The organism is Paraburkholderia sp. UCT70 (genome assembly GCF_050434085.1).
Taxonomy (GTDB): domain Bacteria; phylum Pseudomonadota; class Gammaproteobacteria; order Burkholderiales; family Burkholderiaceae; genus Paraburkholderia; species Paraburkholderia tuberum.
The window spans coordinates 46,548-62,725 of sequence record NZ_JBNPVZ010000002.1 but is presented as its reverse complement, the minus strand read 5'-3'; the positions used below and the strand labels follow the sequence as shown (position 1 = coordinate 62,725).

The window sequence follows — 16,178 nt, the reverse complement described above, 5'->3', positions numbered from 1 at the left end:
ACGGCGGGCTTGCTGGAGGTGCCGCAATGGATGTTCGATCCCGTTGCCTGCTGTCGCATTACCTCGGCAACGTCTCCCGCCGTCAGCTGTGAAGCATTGAGGGAACTGAAGTACCTGTTGGCGCAGGCGCCTGCTGCCACGCCGCGCGGTATGGTACAAGCCGAGCACCATCCTTTGCTCCGTACAGGAGGTGCTGATGCGACGCCAGACAAACCCCCAACCGGGCGGTCAACTCGACCTGTTCCGTCTCTTTCCGAAGACACCACAATGGGAGCACCTGCCGCAAGAGGTCCGGCAGCAGACGGTGCGTTTGCTGGCGCAGCTGCTGCGGCAACACCGTCGCGGGCTGCTCGCCGCCGTACACGAGCCGGAGGTGCGCGATGAGTGACAAGATTCGGGCGCAGCATCTGGCGCGCAAGGCCATGCTGTACGTGCGCCAGTCGTCGGCCTACCAGGTCAGCCACAATCTGGAGAGCCAGAAGCTGCAGTATGCGATGCAGGATCGTCTGCATCAGTTGGGCTGGAACGAGATCGAGGTGATCGACGAGGATCTGGGACGCTCTGCGGCCGGAACGCAAACGCGCACGGGCTTCGAACGGATGGTCGCAGAGGTCTGTCTTGGGCACGTCGGCGCAGTTGCCGCTCGCGAGGTTTCACGATTCGCGCGCAACAGTCGCGAGTGGCAGCAACTGGTTGAGGTGTGCCGCGTCGTCGACACGGTGCTCGTCGATCAGGAGACCGTCTACTCACCGCGGCAGAGCAACGATCGTTTGCTGCTCGGCTTGAAGGGCAGCCTGAACGAATACGAGCTGGATCTGTTGCGTCAGCGTTCGCTCGAAGCTCGTCGGGAGAAGGCCAAACGCGGCGAACTCATTGTCGCGGCGCCGGTGGGTTACTGCAAGACCGAAGACCAGCGCCTGGAGAAGGATCCGGATTTGCGCGTGCAGGACGCCATCCGCTCAGTATTCCGCCAGTTCGGCGCGATTGGTTCGGTGCGTCAGACGTTGTTATGGTTCCTGGAGCACGGCCTGCAGTTGCCGGCATGCATGCCGCGCGGCGAAATCCAATGGAAACGGCCGAGCTACGGCACGGTGTACCGGATCCTGACCAACCCGATCTACGGTGGCACGTATGCCTATGGCAAAACCGAATGCGCGATCCATTACGAGGCTGGGGAACCACGCAAACGTGATCGCCGCAAACCACGGGATCAGTGGCTTGCGCTCATTCCGAATGCCCACGAAGGGTACGTTGACTGGGACGAATTCGAACGGATCCAGTGTGCCATTAGCGGCAACCTGCGTCTGGCCGGACACGCTGGCGCCCCGAAGAACGGTGAGGCCCTGCTGGCGGGACTATTGCGCTGCAGGCGCTGCGCGAGCAAGCTGACGCTACACTACACGGGTAACAGGCACGACGCCTTGCGCTATAGCTGTCATCGCGGCTGGATGGACAAGGGGCAACCGCGTTGTATTGCGTTCGGTGGCACACGCGCGGACGCGGCCATCGCCGAGGCGGTCTTGCAGGTCGTTCAACCGGCGGCAATTGAGGCAGCAATCGTGGCGCGCGAAGAAGAGACCCTGAAGCAGGACGAAGTGCTGGCCGCGTTGCAGCGGGATCTTCAGGCTGCACGCTACGCCGCGCAACGCGCGCAGAAACAGTACGATGCTGCTGACCCCGAGAACCGGCTCGTCGCCGACGAACTGGAGCGGCGCTGGAATCATGCGCTACTACGCGTAGAGGAACTGGAATCGCGTATCGAGCAACAGTCGCGCACATCCGGCCAGATACCGCCTACCCAGCCAGAGGAGTTTGCCGATCTTGCCACTGCATTGGAATCGATCTGGCCGCAGGCCGACGCCCGCCTGAAGAAGCGCATAGTGCGCACCCTGATCCACGAAGTCGTCGTTGACGTTGACGACGCAACGAGCGAAATCGTGCTCGTCATTCACTGGAAGGGCGGAGTACATACCGAGATTCGCGTGCCGCGGCGGCGCCGCGGAGAGAACACTACGCATACGTCACGTGAAGCAATTGATGCCGTGCGCCAGCTTGTCCGTATCTGTCCGGATCTGGTGATCGCCGGCGTACTCAATCGCAATGACCTGCGAACCGGCCGGGGTAACTTCTGGACCCAGGAGCGAGTCACCGCGTTGCGCAGCCACCATCAGATCCCGGTCTATTCGAGCGAACGACGTGCTGCTGAAGGATGGATGACGTTGACCGAGGCATCGGCGTTCATCGGTGTGAGCCCCGGAACGCTCAGGCTCGCAGTTGAGCGCAACAAGATCCCAGCCGAACATCCGTTACCCAACGGGCCATGGATCTTCAATCGCAATTCGCTGACCGGGGACGCAGTTACCGAACTCGTCGGACGGGCTCGCGCACGGCGTGGACACCCCACAATACCAACGACACAACAGGGCTCTCTAGATTTATCAACAACATAGCGAGGTTGGGCAGTATGAAACGCACTTGTACAGATTGATGTAATCGCCGATTGAGCGCCGGGCGTGGCCGACCGATTCATAGGCTTTCAGATACACCTCTTCATATTTCACGCTTCGCCACACGCGCTCGACGAACACGTTGTCTCGCCAGGCACCTTTGCCGTCCATCGACAGGCGGATGCCCCGGCTGAGCACGGCCCCGGTGAACGCTATCGCGGTGAACTGGCTGCCCTGGTCGGTATTGACGATCTCAGGTTGCCCGTACTTCGCGAACGCTTCTTCCAACGCCTCGACAGCGTGCATCGCCTCCATCGTGATCGCTACGCGGTGGGCCAGTACCTTCCGGCTGGCCCAGTCCACCACGGCGGTCAGATACACGAAGCCGCGCGCCATCGGGATATAACTGGTATCCAGTGCCCAGACCTGGTTTGCCCGACTGATCGTCATGCCCCGTAGCAGATACGGCCAGATCTTGTGCTGCGCATTGCGTCGGCTCGTATTCGGCTTGCAATACAGCGCCTCGATACCCATGCGCTTCATCAGCGTGCGCACGTGCCGACGGCCAATCTCGTGTGCCTCGCGACGCAGCAGTCGCGCCAGCATCCGCGCTCCGGCAAACGGAAACTCCATGTGCAGTTCATCGATCCGGCGCATCAGCAACTGGTCTGCGTTGCTCACCGGTTGCGCCCGGTAATACACGCTCGATCTTGCGATACCAACGAGTCGCGCCTGCTGCGAGACCGGCAATGCGTGTGTACGATCGATCATCGCTTTGCGCTCAGCAATCCCGCCTTGTTGAGCGCGCCGCTTAAAAAATCGTTCTCCAGCGTGAGCTGGCCGATCTTCGCATGTAGCTCCTTCAAATCGACTTGCGGCTCGCTCGACGCCGTGCCGCCTGCGCCAAACACGTCGGCGGCACGTTCCTGCAACTGCCGCTTCCATTCGGTGATCTGGTTCGGGTGCACATCGAACTGCTGCGCTAATTCGGCTAGCGTCCGCTCGCCCTTGACCGCCGCCATCGCCACTTTCGCTTTGAACGCGGCTGAGTGCGTCCGTCGGGTTCTCTTCGTCATCTTCCTGGTTCCTTTGTCGGCATTATCGCCGGCTCAGGCCCCGAGCGTTCCACTTATCCGACTGTCCGAATTTGCGCGCCCACCTCTATCATTCTCAACGGCTTGAGCGCCTTTCCGGAGCCGGATGTATTGGCCACGTTGTGCGCTTGATATGATGAAGCCACGGGAGATACTCTTTCAGTAGCCTCATAAAACTGACGATATCTTTCCGTCGCACCGGATTGCTGCCCTTTACCGCATGAATGAACAACATTGGATTGCCCAGTCGACCGCTCGCATATGATTTGCCTACATCGCTTGTTTTGCCACGAATGACCTTTATCGGAGCGCCCAGCATCCCGTATTGCGCGAGCGTCTGATTCAATTCAAACAATGGACTCGTAGTTGAATCGTCTCCCATGCCGCTCCCAGCTGAACCGACCGGGCGTGTATGGAACACGGAAAAACGATCAATAATGCCAACCTTTCCAAAAGAAGCGACCCACTTGGGCCACAAGAAATCGACGCCCCAGCCTGATTGGTTCATCCCAAAGCTGTGTTTTATCGCATGCAAAGCATTCGACGAGAAACATGGCATCATCACCTCCACGAAATTTGTTTCGCGAAATTCAAACGCGCTGTTTTGCAACGTCGTTTGGTGACCGAAATAGCTTCTCTCGTCGAGAGACGGTTGCGCGAGTGCGAAATTCTCTCGTTCTACATACTCGAAGAAGTCGTTCAGGGTTTGAACATCCGTCAGGATGTCGTCGTCCGGGAGCCAGATGTAACGATATTGCAGAATCAATTGGGCATTTTGCAACATGAAGTCGTTAAGACCTTCCCATTTTGATCCTTTGAATCGATGTATGGCTTTGGCAAAGATGTCTGCATAATCTTCGTTCTTCCCGTAGTAACTCAGCATCAAATCAAAGTTGGGGGCCTGTCCGCCGCTGAACCATTGCGGATGCAAGGAACTGTCTCCACACCTCAGAACGACCAGGTACTTTTTCATCTCTCAATCTCCCTATGCGTTGAGAGCAGATTACGGGACACGGAAAGACAGTCACCGCGAAGAATTGCATTTGATCGACGCCGATCGCGCGAAACCATGAAACAGCGACTACGGCGCGCCCGATGCGCAGGCGAAGGCAGGTGCCAGCTAGAACTCCCTTATTCCCGCTCCCTGGGGATGAGTCCTTCTGCGGTCTTGAGCGCCGCACCAACGACCTGGTCCATGTTGTAATAGCGATACTGCGCCAGCCTGCCCACAAAAGTGATATCGGCAACTGTCTCCGCAAGCGCGCTATAGCGCATGAACAATGCCTCGTTTTCCTTGCGTGGAATCGGGTAGTACGGCTCGCCTTCGGCTCGCGGATACTCCTTTACAATCGAAGTCCCCTGATGCTGTTGCCCTGTGAGGTGCTTGAACTCCGTAACCCTTGTATATTCATGATCGTTCGGATAATTGATTGTGCCTGTCGGCTGAAAGCGCTCCACGTCGCTCAGATGCTGGTGTTGAAAGTGCAGGCTGCGGTACGGAAGCTTGCCGAAGCGATAGCCGAAATACGCGTCGATCCGTCCTGTGTACACAAGGTGGCCGCATTCGATACTCGCTTTCACCTCGTTATAGTCGGTCGACAGTCGTACGTCGATATCTGGACTGCCAAGCATCTTTTCGAACATCGCGGTGTAGCCTTGCGCCGGCATAAATTGAAAAGTATCGGTGAAGTACCGGTCGTCGTCGTTCGAACGGGTTGGGATTCGCGCAGCGACACCCGCAGACAGTTCAGACAGATCGAGTCCCCATTGCTTGCGCGTGTAGCCACGGAAAAACTTGTCGCATAGATCGCGGCCAACGCTGCTGAGCACGGCGTCCTCGCTGGTGGAGATGGTTTCTCGCGCTTCACGTACCGACTCCAGGAACGCCACGGTGGCCTGCTCGTTCAGATCGAGGCCGTATAACGTGTTGATCGTCGTGCGATTGATCGGGATTGGATAGAGATCCCCGTCTATACAAGCCTTTACGCGATGCTCGTAGAAACGCCAATCGGTAAAACCCGACAGGTATTCGAATATTCGCTTGCTGTTCGTATGGAAGATATGCGGACCATACGGATGGATCAGCACGCCGTTCTCATCCTCACGGTCATATGCGTTGCCGCCTATATGATTCCGCTTGTCTATGACGAGCACGCGCTTCCCGCTTGCCGCCAGGCGTTCGGCACAGACTGCGCCAGCAAAGCCGGCACCTACGATAAGGAAGTCATATTTCATCTCTGTGCATCCTCGTCTGGAAAGCAGGAACTTTGCATTTGATCAGGTAGAGAGCCATTGAGGTCGTGACAAGAAATTCGGTGGCGAGGGCAGACATTGCCGCGCCCTGAGCGCCGTAAAGCGATCCAAGCGGAAAGAGAAGGGCAAGATTGAAAAGTCGGAGACGATCAGTATTTCGCTGACTTTCTTCTTCATGCCGAGTGGCAGCATCACCTGAATACCGAATACATTGCTCAGACCGATGAGCAGCGGCATCAGGGACATCCACTTCAGGACGACGACGGCCGGTTCGTACCCGGGTCCCATCGCGATACGAACGATCAACTCGGCGCCGGCCCAAAGCGCGACCGAAGCAAGTAACATGGTCGAGCCCAGCAAGTAAAACAACTTGCGCACCAGTGCAAACGCCTTTGCGGAGTCTTCGGAAAAGAGTGCAGTCACACGCGGGTATATTGCGTTGGAGAGTGGTCCGAGCGGCGCTTGCGCGACGTTCCGAATCTTGTCAGCTACGCCAAAGTAGCCGACAGCGGCGTTTCCGGCAAGAAATCCAAGCACCACGCTATTGGTCGTTGTGTATAAACTGATCGCTGCCGTGGAAATGAACGTATGCCAGCCTTCACGAAGCGCCTCGATGATGTCCGCCTTGCTCGGCATCATCGCGATAATCATGCGGTTTTTTTCGATCAGGATCAATGCGACGAGTCCGGCAGCAACCATGCTCGTCGAACTGATAAGCGAGGCGATCCACGTGTCGGCCGGCGAGTGCACCAGGAAGAGCGTTAGCGGAAGCAGTAGCAACCGCGCGCTCAAGATCGAGATCGTAGTAAACATCATCCGCTCCAGGCCCTGGAAAAGCCACTGTGGAAACAGGACCGTTCCAATAACAAGCGGATAGGTGGCCAGCAAAACCGGCAGCAATTCGCGCAGTCTTGCTACGAAGAATGCCGCTAACAGCAGGATGGCAAGGCAGACCACAGCGATTAGCGCCTTTGCGCCTTGCGTTGCCCAAAAGATCTTCGATACCGCGTACCGATCATTTTGGACCCGTGCGACGTAAGCCGTCGATGACCAGTTAAAACCGTACTCGGTCAGCAGCACGAGATAGCCAACTATGGCTTGAGCGAAGACGTATGCTCCAAAGTTCCCCGGGCGCAGAACGCGCAACAGGTAGGGCAATGTTGCAAGCGGCAGCAGCATGTTGGCTGCTTGCAGAATTGTCAGCGCAACGATGTTCTGTCGGAGTGGATTCGCCATGAGTTAGCCCGTTTTCAATACATCGATGCAGGACCGCTTGGAGACATGTCTTTCATGCCCCTAGCGAGTGCGCGTAAGTAGTCCATCATATATGTCATACGTGCATAGTCGCCGCCATGAGCAAGCGCAGGGTGCACTCAATTCGATCCACAGCAGTCAATTGGCGCGACGCGACCACACTGTCATTAATAAGCACTTAAAATATATTTCAAATTCATGGTGGCCCGGTATCACTCAGTTCGGCAGCAGTTGTTGCGCCCGCTGCGGCTTCGTGCCCTGAATACGCAGCAGGACAGTGCGCGCAATCGATGTTCCCGGCGCTTGCCGCACTGCCTTCCGCACTGCCTTCGTTACGCGCCCGCCCCAAAAACGGGCGAACTCTGTCCGGAAGAGCGTTGACGTATGCAAATGCCGTGCCTTCGAGACGGCTAAACGAATAGCATTGTTTGCGCCGATCAACTGCAAGTTTCCAGTTCTCTCTGTGTGCATATTTGAAAAACACCGGTTCGTTCGATTCGGTCACGCGATCTCGTGCACTTCCCACGCGCTCAGCGTTATGTGCCAGATGGCCGATTCTGCCGTGTCAATGGTGATTGAAGCGTCTCACGAAGCAATAGAAGATCCATGGATGGATCTTGAGCATGGTCATGACGACGGACAACTTCGGCCGCCCGTCGGCATATATGCCGAGCAGGTGCTTCACGCGCAGTTTCTTCGAAACGCTGTATAGAATCGGGCTCGCGAGTTGGTAGCTCGGCGCGGTGGTGGCCGCTTGAAACGCGATCGTGCGGTATCCGAAGACGTATTTGAGCCGGAAGAAGAGACGCTTGTAGTCGGGAATCGGGAGGGCCGCGGTACGTTTTTCAACACGGTCCATGATGACAAAAAGATCGACGACGTGCGGGTTGAAGCGTCTCGAGATTGCCGATTCGCGGAACATGTATGAGTAAAGCTTGTCCGGAATGAGCCGCACGATTTTCGCGGTGGCGAGCGTCTGCACCGACACGCAAAGGTCCTCGTAGATGAGACCACACGGATGGTCGGCTGCGACGAAGATCGAACGGCGCACGAGTTTGTTCCAGCAAAAAGCTTGCAGCTTCAGTTCCATAATTTTCTGGACGGCTTCCACGCCGGTGATGATGCAGTCGCCGGAGTCGATGCGATCGTTAACGGCGCCATCGGGGCTGACGTTCGGCGGCGAAAATGACGACTCGGCGTCGTGCTGGTCGGCTTCGCGCAGCACGGTGCGAATGAGATCGCGATGGACGTGGTCGTCGCTGTCAACGCAGAGCACGTACTCGCCCCGCGCTTCCGATGCGGCGATCTTTCGCGTTTCAGCGAGCCCTTTATTGTCGGTGTTTCTGATCAACTTCCACGGAATGCGATCCTGTTGTGCGAGAAGGCGGGCGGCGATTTCACCTGAGCGATCGGGGCTGCTGTCGTCGACGGCGATGATTTCGAAATCGGTGCAGGATTGTGACAGCAGGGAGCCGAGACAGTGCTCGATATAGCCCTCGACCTTGTAGATCGGCAGCAGAACGCTGATTCTTGGTGCGGACATGGACAAGCTCCTGGAAGTTTGAGTTTCACAGGGCAAAACGATGCCCGTCATTCTAATCGTCAGTTTGCTCTGACGAATCGGCTCGGTGATCTCCAACTGGACCGGTCGTTGGGTCTTCTGCTGCATGAAGACCGTAACGACGTTTGTCCCGGCAATCCCAGCGGTGATGACCGGGGAGCCCGGTGATCTTGCGGATCCTGAAACCATCGGCGACATTCAGGGCTCCGTCACGCCCAAACACGAGCCCCGTTGGATTCGACAGCATGGCCTGAACGGCGAGACCGCCGTCACCGGAATAGCCCATCGCACCGGTCCCAGCGATAGTCCCAATGATGCTGGTCAGACAGCCTGAAACAGCCACGCACGAATGGGACATTTCATCACACACCTCTGGACCTATCCTGATGCAAGTAGTCGACGGGACGATCCGTCAACGCACATTGCGGGCGATCAGCCGGAAGGCAGAGTTGGAATATAGTCCTTGTCGCGAAGTCATTCAGAGCGTTGACCTGAAGCGCTGAAGATCTGTCGCATTTATTTGAGGTATGCGTCATCCAGTTCAATAAGCCCTTCGGACCGCAAAATGCCCACGATGTCTGTCAGATTCGTGGCTGGTGGGTCAATTTGACTTCGCGAGCGGTATCTCGGACACTTCAGGGGCTGTGACCGAGCGACGTGAGTACAGGCTCTCTCTCATCAATTCATGGGGATCACATGTCAAGCGGAGAAGCCCTATGGGGCCGTGACGAAGCTCCAAAGCGCAGCGCATTCTGTATCGCTAAACGTGTATTGCGGCATCGCTTTTTTCAGGACGATTCCGGTCGGATCAACGCCGACATTCAAGGCCCGGCAGAACGAGCTCAGATCGTAACGGCTCGGCGGCCCGCCGCGTCGGCGTGTATCGCCGAGCAGATACTGGCTTGTCAACGGGGGACCAAAAGACGCTGCGTTGTCCGCGTGACCATGGCAATTGATACACCGGATAGCATTGTCAGGGAGCATGCGGTCGTCATCGCGTAAGTGCGCCGCCAGCGCGTGCTGCCCGCTAAAAATATCACGTCCCAACTCCATGGATTGCGATGAATCCGCGCCATTTGCCGCGGGTGTGACAGCAACCAAAAATACGGCCGCCGTCACGCATTGTGTGAAGGCGGCCCGATTCAAGGCGCGTGTCATCAGTGGATTCGAATAGTGGTTGAGACGCTCGGTACCCCGTTCGCGTCGACAGCGAATAACATGTAATAATCGGGCACCGCGACTCCAGAATCACCCGGAATTTGCAACACATACTGGTCTGCGCTCTTCGAGTGGTCTGCGCTGTTCGCGCTAAAGCTTAACGGAACGCGTCGCTGCTCGTTGTTGAGCGAATGGGTTGCCGACGATAGACGCATCAGCGCGAAGGCGCTAATCGCCCTGTCGGTGCTCACAGAGATGGATGAGCCGAGACTTGCGTTCGCGGGCGCCGACAGAATCGTGGGGCGTGAAGCTGGTGAACCGTCCGCATTGAGAAGATACGGTGGCGTCAGTATCTCGACGTTCGGGTGGTTGGTCGAACATCCGCCGCACAGCCCCCCACCACCGCTTAAAACGCGCCCGTCCGGCAGAAGCAGCGCGATACTGTGATAAGTGCGCGGGACAGCCTGGGCCGCAAGCGGCGTGAAACTTTCAGTCGCGGGGCTCCAGATCTCTGGCGTCAGAACGGCGTTGTCGTCAGAAAAAGGCTGGGCATAGGTTTGACCGCCAACCACGACGACTTCGCCGTCCGGTAATGCAACGCTGTTGGCGAACGCGCGCTGATAGTTCATTGGAGCTATCGTGCGCGCTATCATGCCCGTTTTCGCCGCTCTGCTGCTGATATCTATCGATGTTGCGTTCGACGTCGCGTCGTCATTTCCGTAGTCAGGCGCACCACCGACCGCGAGGATTTTGCGGACGTCATACATGACCGCGTTGCCAGTCATCGCGTCATTGTCAGCCCCTCGATTTCCCGACGCCGATATGCTGCCGGTGCCTGCGGTGCTAATCCACTGCATGGCTCGACTCGGTCCAGCGTGGAAAACCATGCCGTTGGAATCCGCGAACAACCACATATGGTTGTCCGCACGATGTATTCCTGCCGCATCGTCTGTTACGTCAGGGTCGCCCCAGTTGGCAGTTACCACGGTATTCTCTCGCCAGCCCGACTTACTCCACGTTTCGCCGCTCTTGCCTCCTAGCCCACCGTTCCATGAGCCCCCAATACAAACACATCACCATTGCTCAATGTCACGCTGCCTTGATAGGCTCGGGGAATGTTCATCGGTTTCTGGGATGTCCAGTGTCCTGAGTTGGGGTTAAAAGCACTGACCTTGGCGCTACTCGATCCACCCGTCACCAGGATATCACCGTCGGGAAGATTGGCGATTCCAGGACAAAACATGTCGTGGCCGATATTGCTGACTAACACCTGCGTGCTCGTTTCCGCCACCGGATCGAAGATCGCGGTATAGGTGCCCCCGTTGTTCTCGTGCTTGTTCAAATTCACTTCGCCGCCCGTAAAATCCAGCGGACTATCAGCCGACCAGACCAGCACCTTTCCATTCGGCAGATTAGCCGCTGCCACCGGCACTAGTGGCAAAGAAATCGGTGCAGACCACTGCGACGGCGGCGCGGTCTGCGCTGCTACATCCTCGCACGTCGCAATCAACATCGACCCGAGGACTATCAGGGCCAACGTTTTTTTGTCCGTTACTGACGACTTTGGATAACTTGCTGGAAACAGATTTCCTTTCATCGCGACGCCCCCTTTTCCGGGTTACATGTATGGCCGGTGTGATCGGCAACTTTGGTCAGGCAAATCACTTCGAACGTATTCAAACTCCCAGTACACCAAGAACATCACAAACTTCTTCGACTCGTGGAAGATCAGCGCTGCGCCAGCGCAACAACGCGTCGTGATCGAAGCAATAGACCTGGGTCGAATGATCGGCGACATTGCGTGGCAGCGATGCGCGCCCCGCCAACTCAGTTCGTGTTCGGTCGACGTCATCTGGCGCCAGCGTGACCGCATCGCGGACCGGCATTGAAACGCAGGAGCCATGCGCGCAACGCGGACGGTACATCGCCAAATGGGTCGATTCCAATCGAGAGCAAGCGGATGGGATAGCGTGTGCGGGCTTGCAGCATCCGGTCCTGAACGGCGCTGAATAGCGCTCCCTGTAGGGGGCAAACCGAACCGCAACCCGTGTAAATCGTCTGCACCGCAGTGATGCCTTCACGCAACAACGCTTCGAGCGTTCGGGTCGTGCCAGTCTGGTCGACTACCGAAACATCGGTGAGGCGAACGGGCGGTCTGACCGGCCCCATGTTTCCATGCTGAGCATGAACTTTCGCCGATACCGCCGCCACCACGGCTAGAGCGGTTGCGTGCAACATCTCCCGGCGCGTCCACGCGGTCATGTCACCACCCTTGCAGTGCCGTCCTGATGTATCGAAACACCAGACATTGCAACGGACCCATGCGCGACGCCGATCGGAACAAAATGCCGTTGCGGGCACTCGACAAGAAAAAGAGTGCAGCATTTCATTCCGAGTGCGACACGACTCGCTGGCCTTCTCATCGCAACCTCGCGTCTTGCGCATACCTAAACGATAGTGAGGCTTTGTTTCATATTGGCTTCGAAGATGGGGCTTGGCGAATATTCGCGAATTGCAAATGCTCAAGAAATGTAAGTAGGCGGGTTGCGAACGCTGTCTCGACGGTGAGTATGTCAGGCGGGATCGACTCCGCCCAACGCGGGACGCGGGGAATGACTTCGAAGCACTCCTATCAGCGGAATTTTCCGCGAATTGCTCTAGGACAATATTTTTCCGCCCCGTTTTGGCCTCACTATGGAGATCGAGCAAGACGACGCGACTCCATATGGAGCCAGCGCCCGCCACAAAGGAGGGGCAGCAGTGATCGAGCAATGGCGCGAGGCCGTGCGCGCGGTGCACGGCGTGGAATCGAAATACAAGCGACTGGTCAAGGCGATTGCCGGCGACATCGAGAACACGTCACTGCCGCCGGGCGCGCGCCTGCCGCCGCAGCGCGACGTCGCCGCCGAACTCGCGATCAGCGTGCAAACCGTGACCAACGCGTACAAGGAACTGGAGCGGCAAGGCCTGATCCGCTGCGAGGTCGGGCGCGGCAGCTTCGTCGCGGCGCGCGTCACCGAAACGATGTCGAGCTACATGCTCGATACGGCCGAGCGTTCGGTGGTCGACTTTTCGATCGCGCGCATCATTCACACGTCCGAGCATGACGCGATGTGGCGCAAGGTCTGCGCGACGCTGTCGACGCTCGACGATCAGCCGTGGATTCGCGCGTTCCGGCCGATCGCGGGTTTCGAGCATCATCGCCAGGCGGGTATTGCATGGCTCGCGTCGCTCGGCATGCCGGCTTCGGCCGATACGCTGCTCGTCACGAACGGGGCCGCCCACGGCATTTTTCTCGCGCTCGCTTCGCTGGTGGGGCCGGGCGACACCGTGCTGTGCGAAAGCCTGACGGATCACGGCGTGATAGGTTCGGCCAACGTGCTCGGCTTCACGCTCAAGGGCCTCGAGATCGACGAGTACGGCATTCACCCCGAGCATTTCGAGGAGATGTGCGACAGCGAGCGCATCTCGGCGCTCGTCTGCACACCGACGCTGAACAATCCGACCGTCGCGTTGATGCCCGATTCGCGGCGTCGCGCGATTGCGAAAATCGCCGAACGCTATGGCGTATACGTGATCGAGGACGACGTGTACGGGCCGTTGCCGGCCAAACATTCCACGCCCATTTCTAGCCTGATTCCGGATCTTTCGTTCTACTGCACGAGTTTTACGAAGTCGGTGATGGCCGGCTTGCGCATCGGTTATATGACGACGCCGCGCCGGCTCGCGCTGCGCGCCGAGAGCGTGCTGCGCGTGAGCAGTTGGATGGCGACGCCGCCGATGGCCGAGATCGCCACGCGCTGGATCGTCGACGGCACGGCCGCGCGGCTCGTCGAAATTCAGCGCGAGCGGCTCGGGCGGCGTCAGTCGCAATTGCAGCAGACGCTCGGTAAATATGTCCTGGGCGCGCATCCGCAGGCGCTATCGGCGTGGCTGCGGGTGCCTGATCACTGGCGCACCGATCGGCTGGTGCGCGAACTGCGCAACCGCGACATCGCAGTCACGTCGCCCGATCCGTTTCTCGTGCGCGACGCCGACCGGCCCAACGCGGTGCGGGTTTGCGTCGGCGCCGAGGTCAGCGAAGACGCCTATAAAGCCGCGCTCGAAACGATGCGCGACGTGTTCGAGCAGTACCCGCAGGTGCACGATTTCACCTGATCGCGCCGGTGCGCGAATTGTGGAACGCGCTGACCGAAATGAACTAGGACAATAAAAATCCCTTTTTAGAACACTAGACTGGGCTGCATGGAAAGCGATGCGGTCGCGAGTCACTGTGTTTATAGGCGATAGCCGTGCCCACATCGAATAGCGAATCGACCTCTTTGATGCAGGGCCTGGTGCATGTCCGTTCCATCGTCAACCGATCTTTCGTTAGCCGACATTTACCGCGCGCGCAGCCGTATCGACGGTCGCGTATGCCGTACGCCGCTCGTCGAATCGCCGAGCCTGTCGGCGCACGCGGGCACGCCGGTTTATCTGAAGCTCGAAACCGTGCAGCCGACCGGCAGCTTCAAGCTGCGCGGCGCGACCAATGCGCTGGCGCAGTTGGCCGAGCAGGGCTGCACTCGCGTGGTGACCGCATCGACCGGTAATCATGGCCGCGCGCTCGCGCATGCGGCGCGCGCGCTCGGTATGGACGCGACCGTGTGTCTGTCGCGCCTCGTGCCCGCCAACAAGGTCGACGCGGTACGGGCGCTCGGCGCGCACGTGCGCATTACCGGCCAAAGTCAGGACGAGGCCGAGCACGAAGCATTGCGGCTCGCGCGCGAAGAAGGCTATGCGTACGTGCCGCCATTCGACGATCCGCGCGTGATCGCCGGACAGGGGACGATCGGGCTCGAAATCGTCGAGTCCTTGCCCGATGTCGCGAACATCGTGGTGCCGTTGTCGGGCGGCGGGCTGTTTGCCGGCATCGCGCTCGCGGCGAAAAGCACCAATCCCACGATCGGCTTGACAGGCGTCACGATGGCGCGCGGCGCCGCGATGCATGCGAGTCTCGCCGCCGGACAGCCGGTGCTGGTCGAGGAAGTCGACACGCTCGCCGATTCGCTCGGCGGCGGCATCGGACTCGAAAACCGCCATACGTATGCGCTGACGCGCGATCTGATCGACGAGACCGTGCTGCTCGACGAGGCGTCGATCGCGCGCGGCATCGCGCATGCGTATCGGCAGGAACGGCTCGTCGTCGAAGGCGCGGCGGCGGTGGGGATTGCCGCGGTGCTCGATCGCGCGCTGCCCGCCGAACGCATCGCGCGCGGGCCGCTCGTGCTCGTCGTGACGGGCGCGAACATCGATATGAATCTGCATCGGCGGATCATCGGCAACGAATCCTCGCAAGCCGCGCCGTCACCGAACTCACACACCCCATCATGACCTCGATCACGCTCCTTGGCGAAGCCGAGCTTCGCAAACTCGTGCCGCTCGATCTCGCGGCCATCGATCAGATCGAAGCCGCCTTTGTCGCGCTCGCGACCGAGGCGGTCGCGATGCCGCCGATCCTGCGGCTCGATCTGCCCGCGCATAACGGCGAAGTCGACGTGAAGACCGCGTGGCTGCCGCGCCTCGACAGCTTCGCGATCAAGGTCAGTCCAGGCTTCTTCGACAACCCGTCGCTCGGTCTGCCGAGCCTGAATGGTCTGATGCTGGTGTTGTCGGCGAAGACCGGGCTGACCGAAGCGGTGCTGCTCGACAACGGCTATCTGACCGCGATACGCACGGCGGCCGCCGGCGCGGTCGCGGCGCGCTGGCTCGCGAAAGCGCACACGCCGCAGGTCGCGGTGATCGGCGCGGGCGAGCAGGCGCGTCTGCAACTGCGGGCCTTGATGCTGGTGCGCCGCGTCGAACACGTGCGCGTCTGGGCGCGCGACGCGGCGAGCGCGCTGCGTTTCTCCGCGGAAGTGAACGACACGCCCGGCGTGCGATGCGATGTCGCGGCCAGCGTTCATGACGCGCTCGCCGAAGCGGACGTCGCGATTACCACCACGCCGAGCCGCACGCCGCTGATCGACGCCGCCGATCTGCATCCGGGCCTGCACATCACCGCGATGGGTTCGGACGCCGAGCACAAGAACGAAATCGCGCCGGCCGCGCTGGCGGCGGCGCGCTACGTGTGCGACCGCTCGCAGCAAACGCGCGTGCTCGGCGAACTGCATCACGCGCTCGCCGCGGGCACGATGCGTGACGATGCGGCGATCGTCGAATTGGGCCAGGTGATCGCGAAACAGGCCGCGGGCCGCACGAGCGACGCCGACGTGACGATCTGCGATCTGACCGGAACCGGCGCGCAGGACACCGCGATCGCCGCGCTCGCATTGCAGCGCGCGCGTGCCGCGAAGGCGGGAACGACATTTGGCAACGACGCGCCGCTGAAATGACGCGCGATGAACGGCAATACGCCGCGCAAGCGGCTCA

14 protein-coding genes and 1 pseudogene are annotated in these 16,178 nt (G+C 59.3%); 5 read left to right on the top strand and 10 right to left on the bottom strand.

Features of this window, described 5'->3' with window-relative positions:
- Positions 1 to 196: 196 nt before the first annotated feature.
- Both OKW41_RS02555 and OKW41_RS02550 read left to right on the top strand, forming a co-directional pair.
- Positions 197 to 388 carry a hypothetical protein gene (locus OKW41_RS02555; RefSeq protein WP_187639681.1) on the top strand — a complete coding sequence of 64 codons (192 nt, stop codon included), beginning with the start codon at positions 197 to 199 and terminating at the stop codon, positions 386 to 388.
- Positions 381 to 2,450 carry a recombinase family protein gene (locus OKW41_RS02550; protein ID WP_187639680.1) on the top strand — a complete coding sequence of 690 codons (2,070 nt, stop codon included), beginning with the start codon at positions 381 to 383 and terminating at the stop codon, positions 2,448 to 2,450. Before OKW41_RS02555 ends, OKW41_RS02550 begins: the two co-directional genes overlap by 8 nt.
- Before the next feature lie 27 nt (positions 2,451 to 2,477).
- On the opposite strand, the pseudogene OKW41_RS02545 reads toward OKW41_RS02550, so the two are convergent.
- The 10 genes and pseudogenes from OKW41_RS02545 to OKW41_RS02500 form a co-directional block, all read right to left on the bottom strand.
- A pseudogene (locus OKW41_RS02545) lies at positions 2,478 to 3,523 on the bottom strand (IS3 family transposase); the annotation flags it as partial.
- Positions 3,524 to 3,617: 94 nt separating this feature from the next.
- The gene (locus OKW41_RS02540) at positions 3,618 to 4,514 is read right to left on the bottom strand and encodes a DUF707 domain-containing protein (RefSeq protein ID WP_429364548.1); all 897 of its coding nucleotides are present in this window, start codon (positions 4,512 to 4,514) and stop codon (positions 3,618 to 3,620) included.
- A 158-nt stretch (positions 4,515 to 4,672) separates the two neighbouring features.
- Positions 4,673 to 5,776 carry a UDP-galactopyranose mutase gene (glf, locus tag OKW41_RS02535; RefSeq protein WP_429571475.1) on the bottom strand — a complete coding sequence of 368 codons (1,104 nt, stop codon included), beginning with the start codon at positions 5,774 to 5,776 and terminating at the stop codon, positions 4,673 to 4,675.
- A 42-nt stretch (positions 5,777 to 5,818) separates the two neighbouring features.
- Entirely contained in the window at positions 5,819 to 7,030 is a 1,212-nt protein-coding gene (locus OKW41_RS02530; protein WP_429571474.1) for a flippase, read from the bottom strand.
- A 214-nt stretch (positions 7,031 to 7,244) separates the two neighbouring features.
- A complete protein-coding gene (locus OKW41_RS02525) occupies positions 7,245 to 7,553 on the bottom strand; it encodes a hypothetical protein (protein ID WP_429571473.1) in 309 nt (102 codons plus the stop codon).
- 60 nt (positions 7,554 to 7,613) lie between these two features.
- On the bottom strand, positions 7,614 to 8,591 hold the full coding sequence (locus OKW41_RS02520) for a glycosyltransferase family 2 protein (protein WP_429573332.1): 978 nt from the start codon (positions 8,589 to 8,591) through the stop codon (positions 7,614 to 7,616).
- Positions 8,592 to 9,323: 732 nt separating this feature from the next.
- Positions 9,324 to 9,767: a hypothetical protein gene (locus tag OKW41_RS02515; RefSeq protein WP_429571472.1), complete on the bottom strand. Its 444-nt coding sequence runs from the start codon at positions 9,765 to 9,767 to the stop codon at positions 9,324 to 9,326.
- Positions 9,767 to 10,624 (bottom strand): galactose oxidase-like domain-containing protein, encoded by an 858-nt coding sequence (locus tag OKW41_RS02510; RefSeq protein WP_429571471.1) that lies wholly within the window; start codon positions 10,622 to 10,624, stop codon positions 9,767 to 9,769. The genes OKW41_RS02515 and OKW41_RS02510 overlap by 1 nt, the downstream gene beginning before the upstream one ends.
- A 179-nt stretch (positions 10,625 to 10,803) precedes the next feature.
- A complete protein-coding gene (locus OKW41_RS02505; RefSeq protein ID WP_429571470.1) occupies positions 10,804 to 11,364 on the bottom strand; it encodes a hypothetical protein in 561 nt (186 codons plus the stop codon).
- A 251-nt stretch (positions 11,365 to 11,615) separates the two neighbouring features.
- Positions 11,616 to 12,029, bottom strand: coding sequence for an SCO family protein (locus tag OKW41_RS02500; RefSeq protein ID WP_429571469.1), 414 nt, complete (start codon positions 12,027 to 12,029; stop codon positions 11,616 to 11,618).
- Positions 12,030 to 12,527: 498 nt separating this feature from the next.
- Between OKW41_RS02500 and OKW41_RS02495 the strand changes: the two genes are divergently transcribed.
- From OKW41_RS02495 to OKW41_RS02485, 3 genes are all read left to right on the top strand, one after another.
- The gene (locus OKW41_RS02495) at positions 12,528 to 13,925 is read left to right on the top strand and encodes a PLP-dependent aminotransferase family protein (RefSeq protein ID WP_184070244.1); all 1,398 of its coding nucleotides are present in this window, start codon (positions 12,528 to 12,530) and stop codon (positions 13,923 to 13,925) included.
- Between the two features lie 183 nt (positions 13,926 to 14,108).
- On the top strand, positions 14,109 to 15,140 hold the full coding sequence (gene eutB, locus OKW41_RS02490) for a hydroxyectoine utilization dehydratase EutB (protein ID WP_429571468.1): 1,032 nt from the start codon (positions 14,109 to 14,111) through the stop codon (positions 15,138 to 15,140).
- Positions 15,137 to 16,141, top strand: coding sequence for a cyclodeaminase (locus OKW41_RS02485; RefSeq protein ID WP_429571467.1), 1,005 nt, complete (start codon positions 15,137 to 15,139; stop codon positions 16,139 to 16,141). Before eutB ends, OKW41_RS02485 begins: the two co-directional genes overlap by 4 nt.
- Positions 16,142 to 16,178: the final 37 nt, after the last annotated feature.

What these genes read in the sequence shown, in the direction of transcription:
- OKW41_RS02500 (WP_429571469.1), bottom strand. Translation starts at nt 12,029, where the DNA reads ATGACCGCGTGGACGCGCCGGGAGATGTTGCACGCAACCGCTCTAGCC.
- OKW41_RS02530 (WP_429571474.1), bottom strand. Translation starts at nt 7,030, where the DNA reads ATGGCGAATCCACTCCGACAGAACATCGTTGCGCTGACAATTCTGCAA.
- OKW41_RS02555 (WP_187639681.1), top strand. Translation starts at nt 197, where the DNA reads ATGCGACGCCAGACAAACCCCCAACCGGGCGGTCAACTCGACCTGTTC.
- OKW41_RS02510 (WP_429571471.1), bottom strand. Translation starts at nt 10,624, where the DNA reads ATGCAGTGGATTAGCACCGCAGGCACCGGCAGCATATCGGCGTCGGGA.
- OKW41_RS02505 (WP_429571470.1), bottom strand. Translation starts at nt 11,364, where the DNA reads ATGAAAGGAAATCTGTTTCCAGCAAGTTATCCAAAGTCGTCAGTAACG.
- glf (WP_429571475.1), bottom strand. Translation starts at nt 5,776, where the DNA reads ATGAAATATGACTTCCTTATCGTAGGTGCCGGCTTTGCTGGCGCAGTC.
- OKW41_RS02520 (WP_429573332.1), bottom strand. Translation starts at nt 8,591, where the DNA reads ATGTCCGCACCAAGAATCAGCGTTCTGCTGCCGATCTACAAGGTCGAG.
- OKW41_RS02550 (WP_187639680.1), top strand. Translation starts at nt 381, where the DNA reads ATGAGTGACAAGATTCGGGCGCAGCATCTGGCGCGCAAGGCCATGCTG.
- OKW41_RS02485 (WP_429571467.1), top strand. Translation starts at nt 15,137, where the DNA reads ATGACCTCGATCACGCTCCTTGGCGAAGCCGAGCTTCGCAAACTCGTG.
- eutB (WP_429571468.1), top strand. Translation starts at nt 14,109, where the DNA reads ATGTCCGTTCCATCGTCAACCGATCTTTCGTTAGCCGACATTTACCGC.
- OKW41_RS02540 (WP_429364548.1), bottom strand. Translation starts at nt 4,514, where the DNA reads ATGAAAAAGTACCTGGTCGTTCTGAGGTGTGGAGACAGTTCCTTGCAT.
- OKW41_RS02515 (WP_429571472.1), bottom strand. Translation starts at nt 9,767, where the DNA reads ATGACACGCGCCTTGAATCGGGCCGCCTTCACACAATGCGTGACGGCG.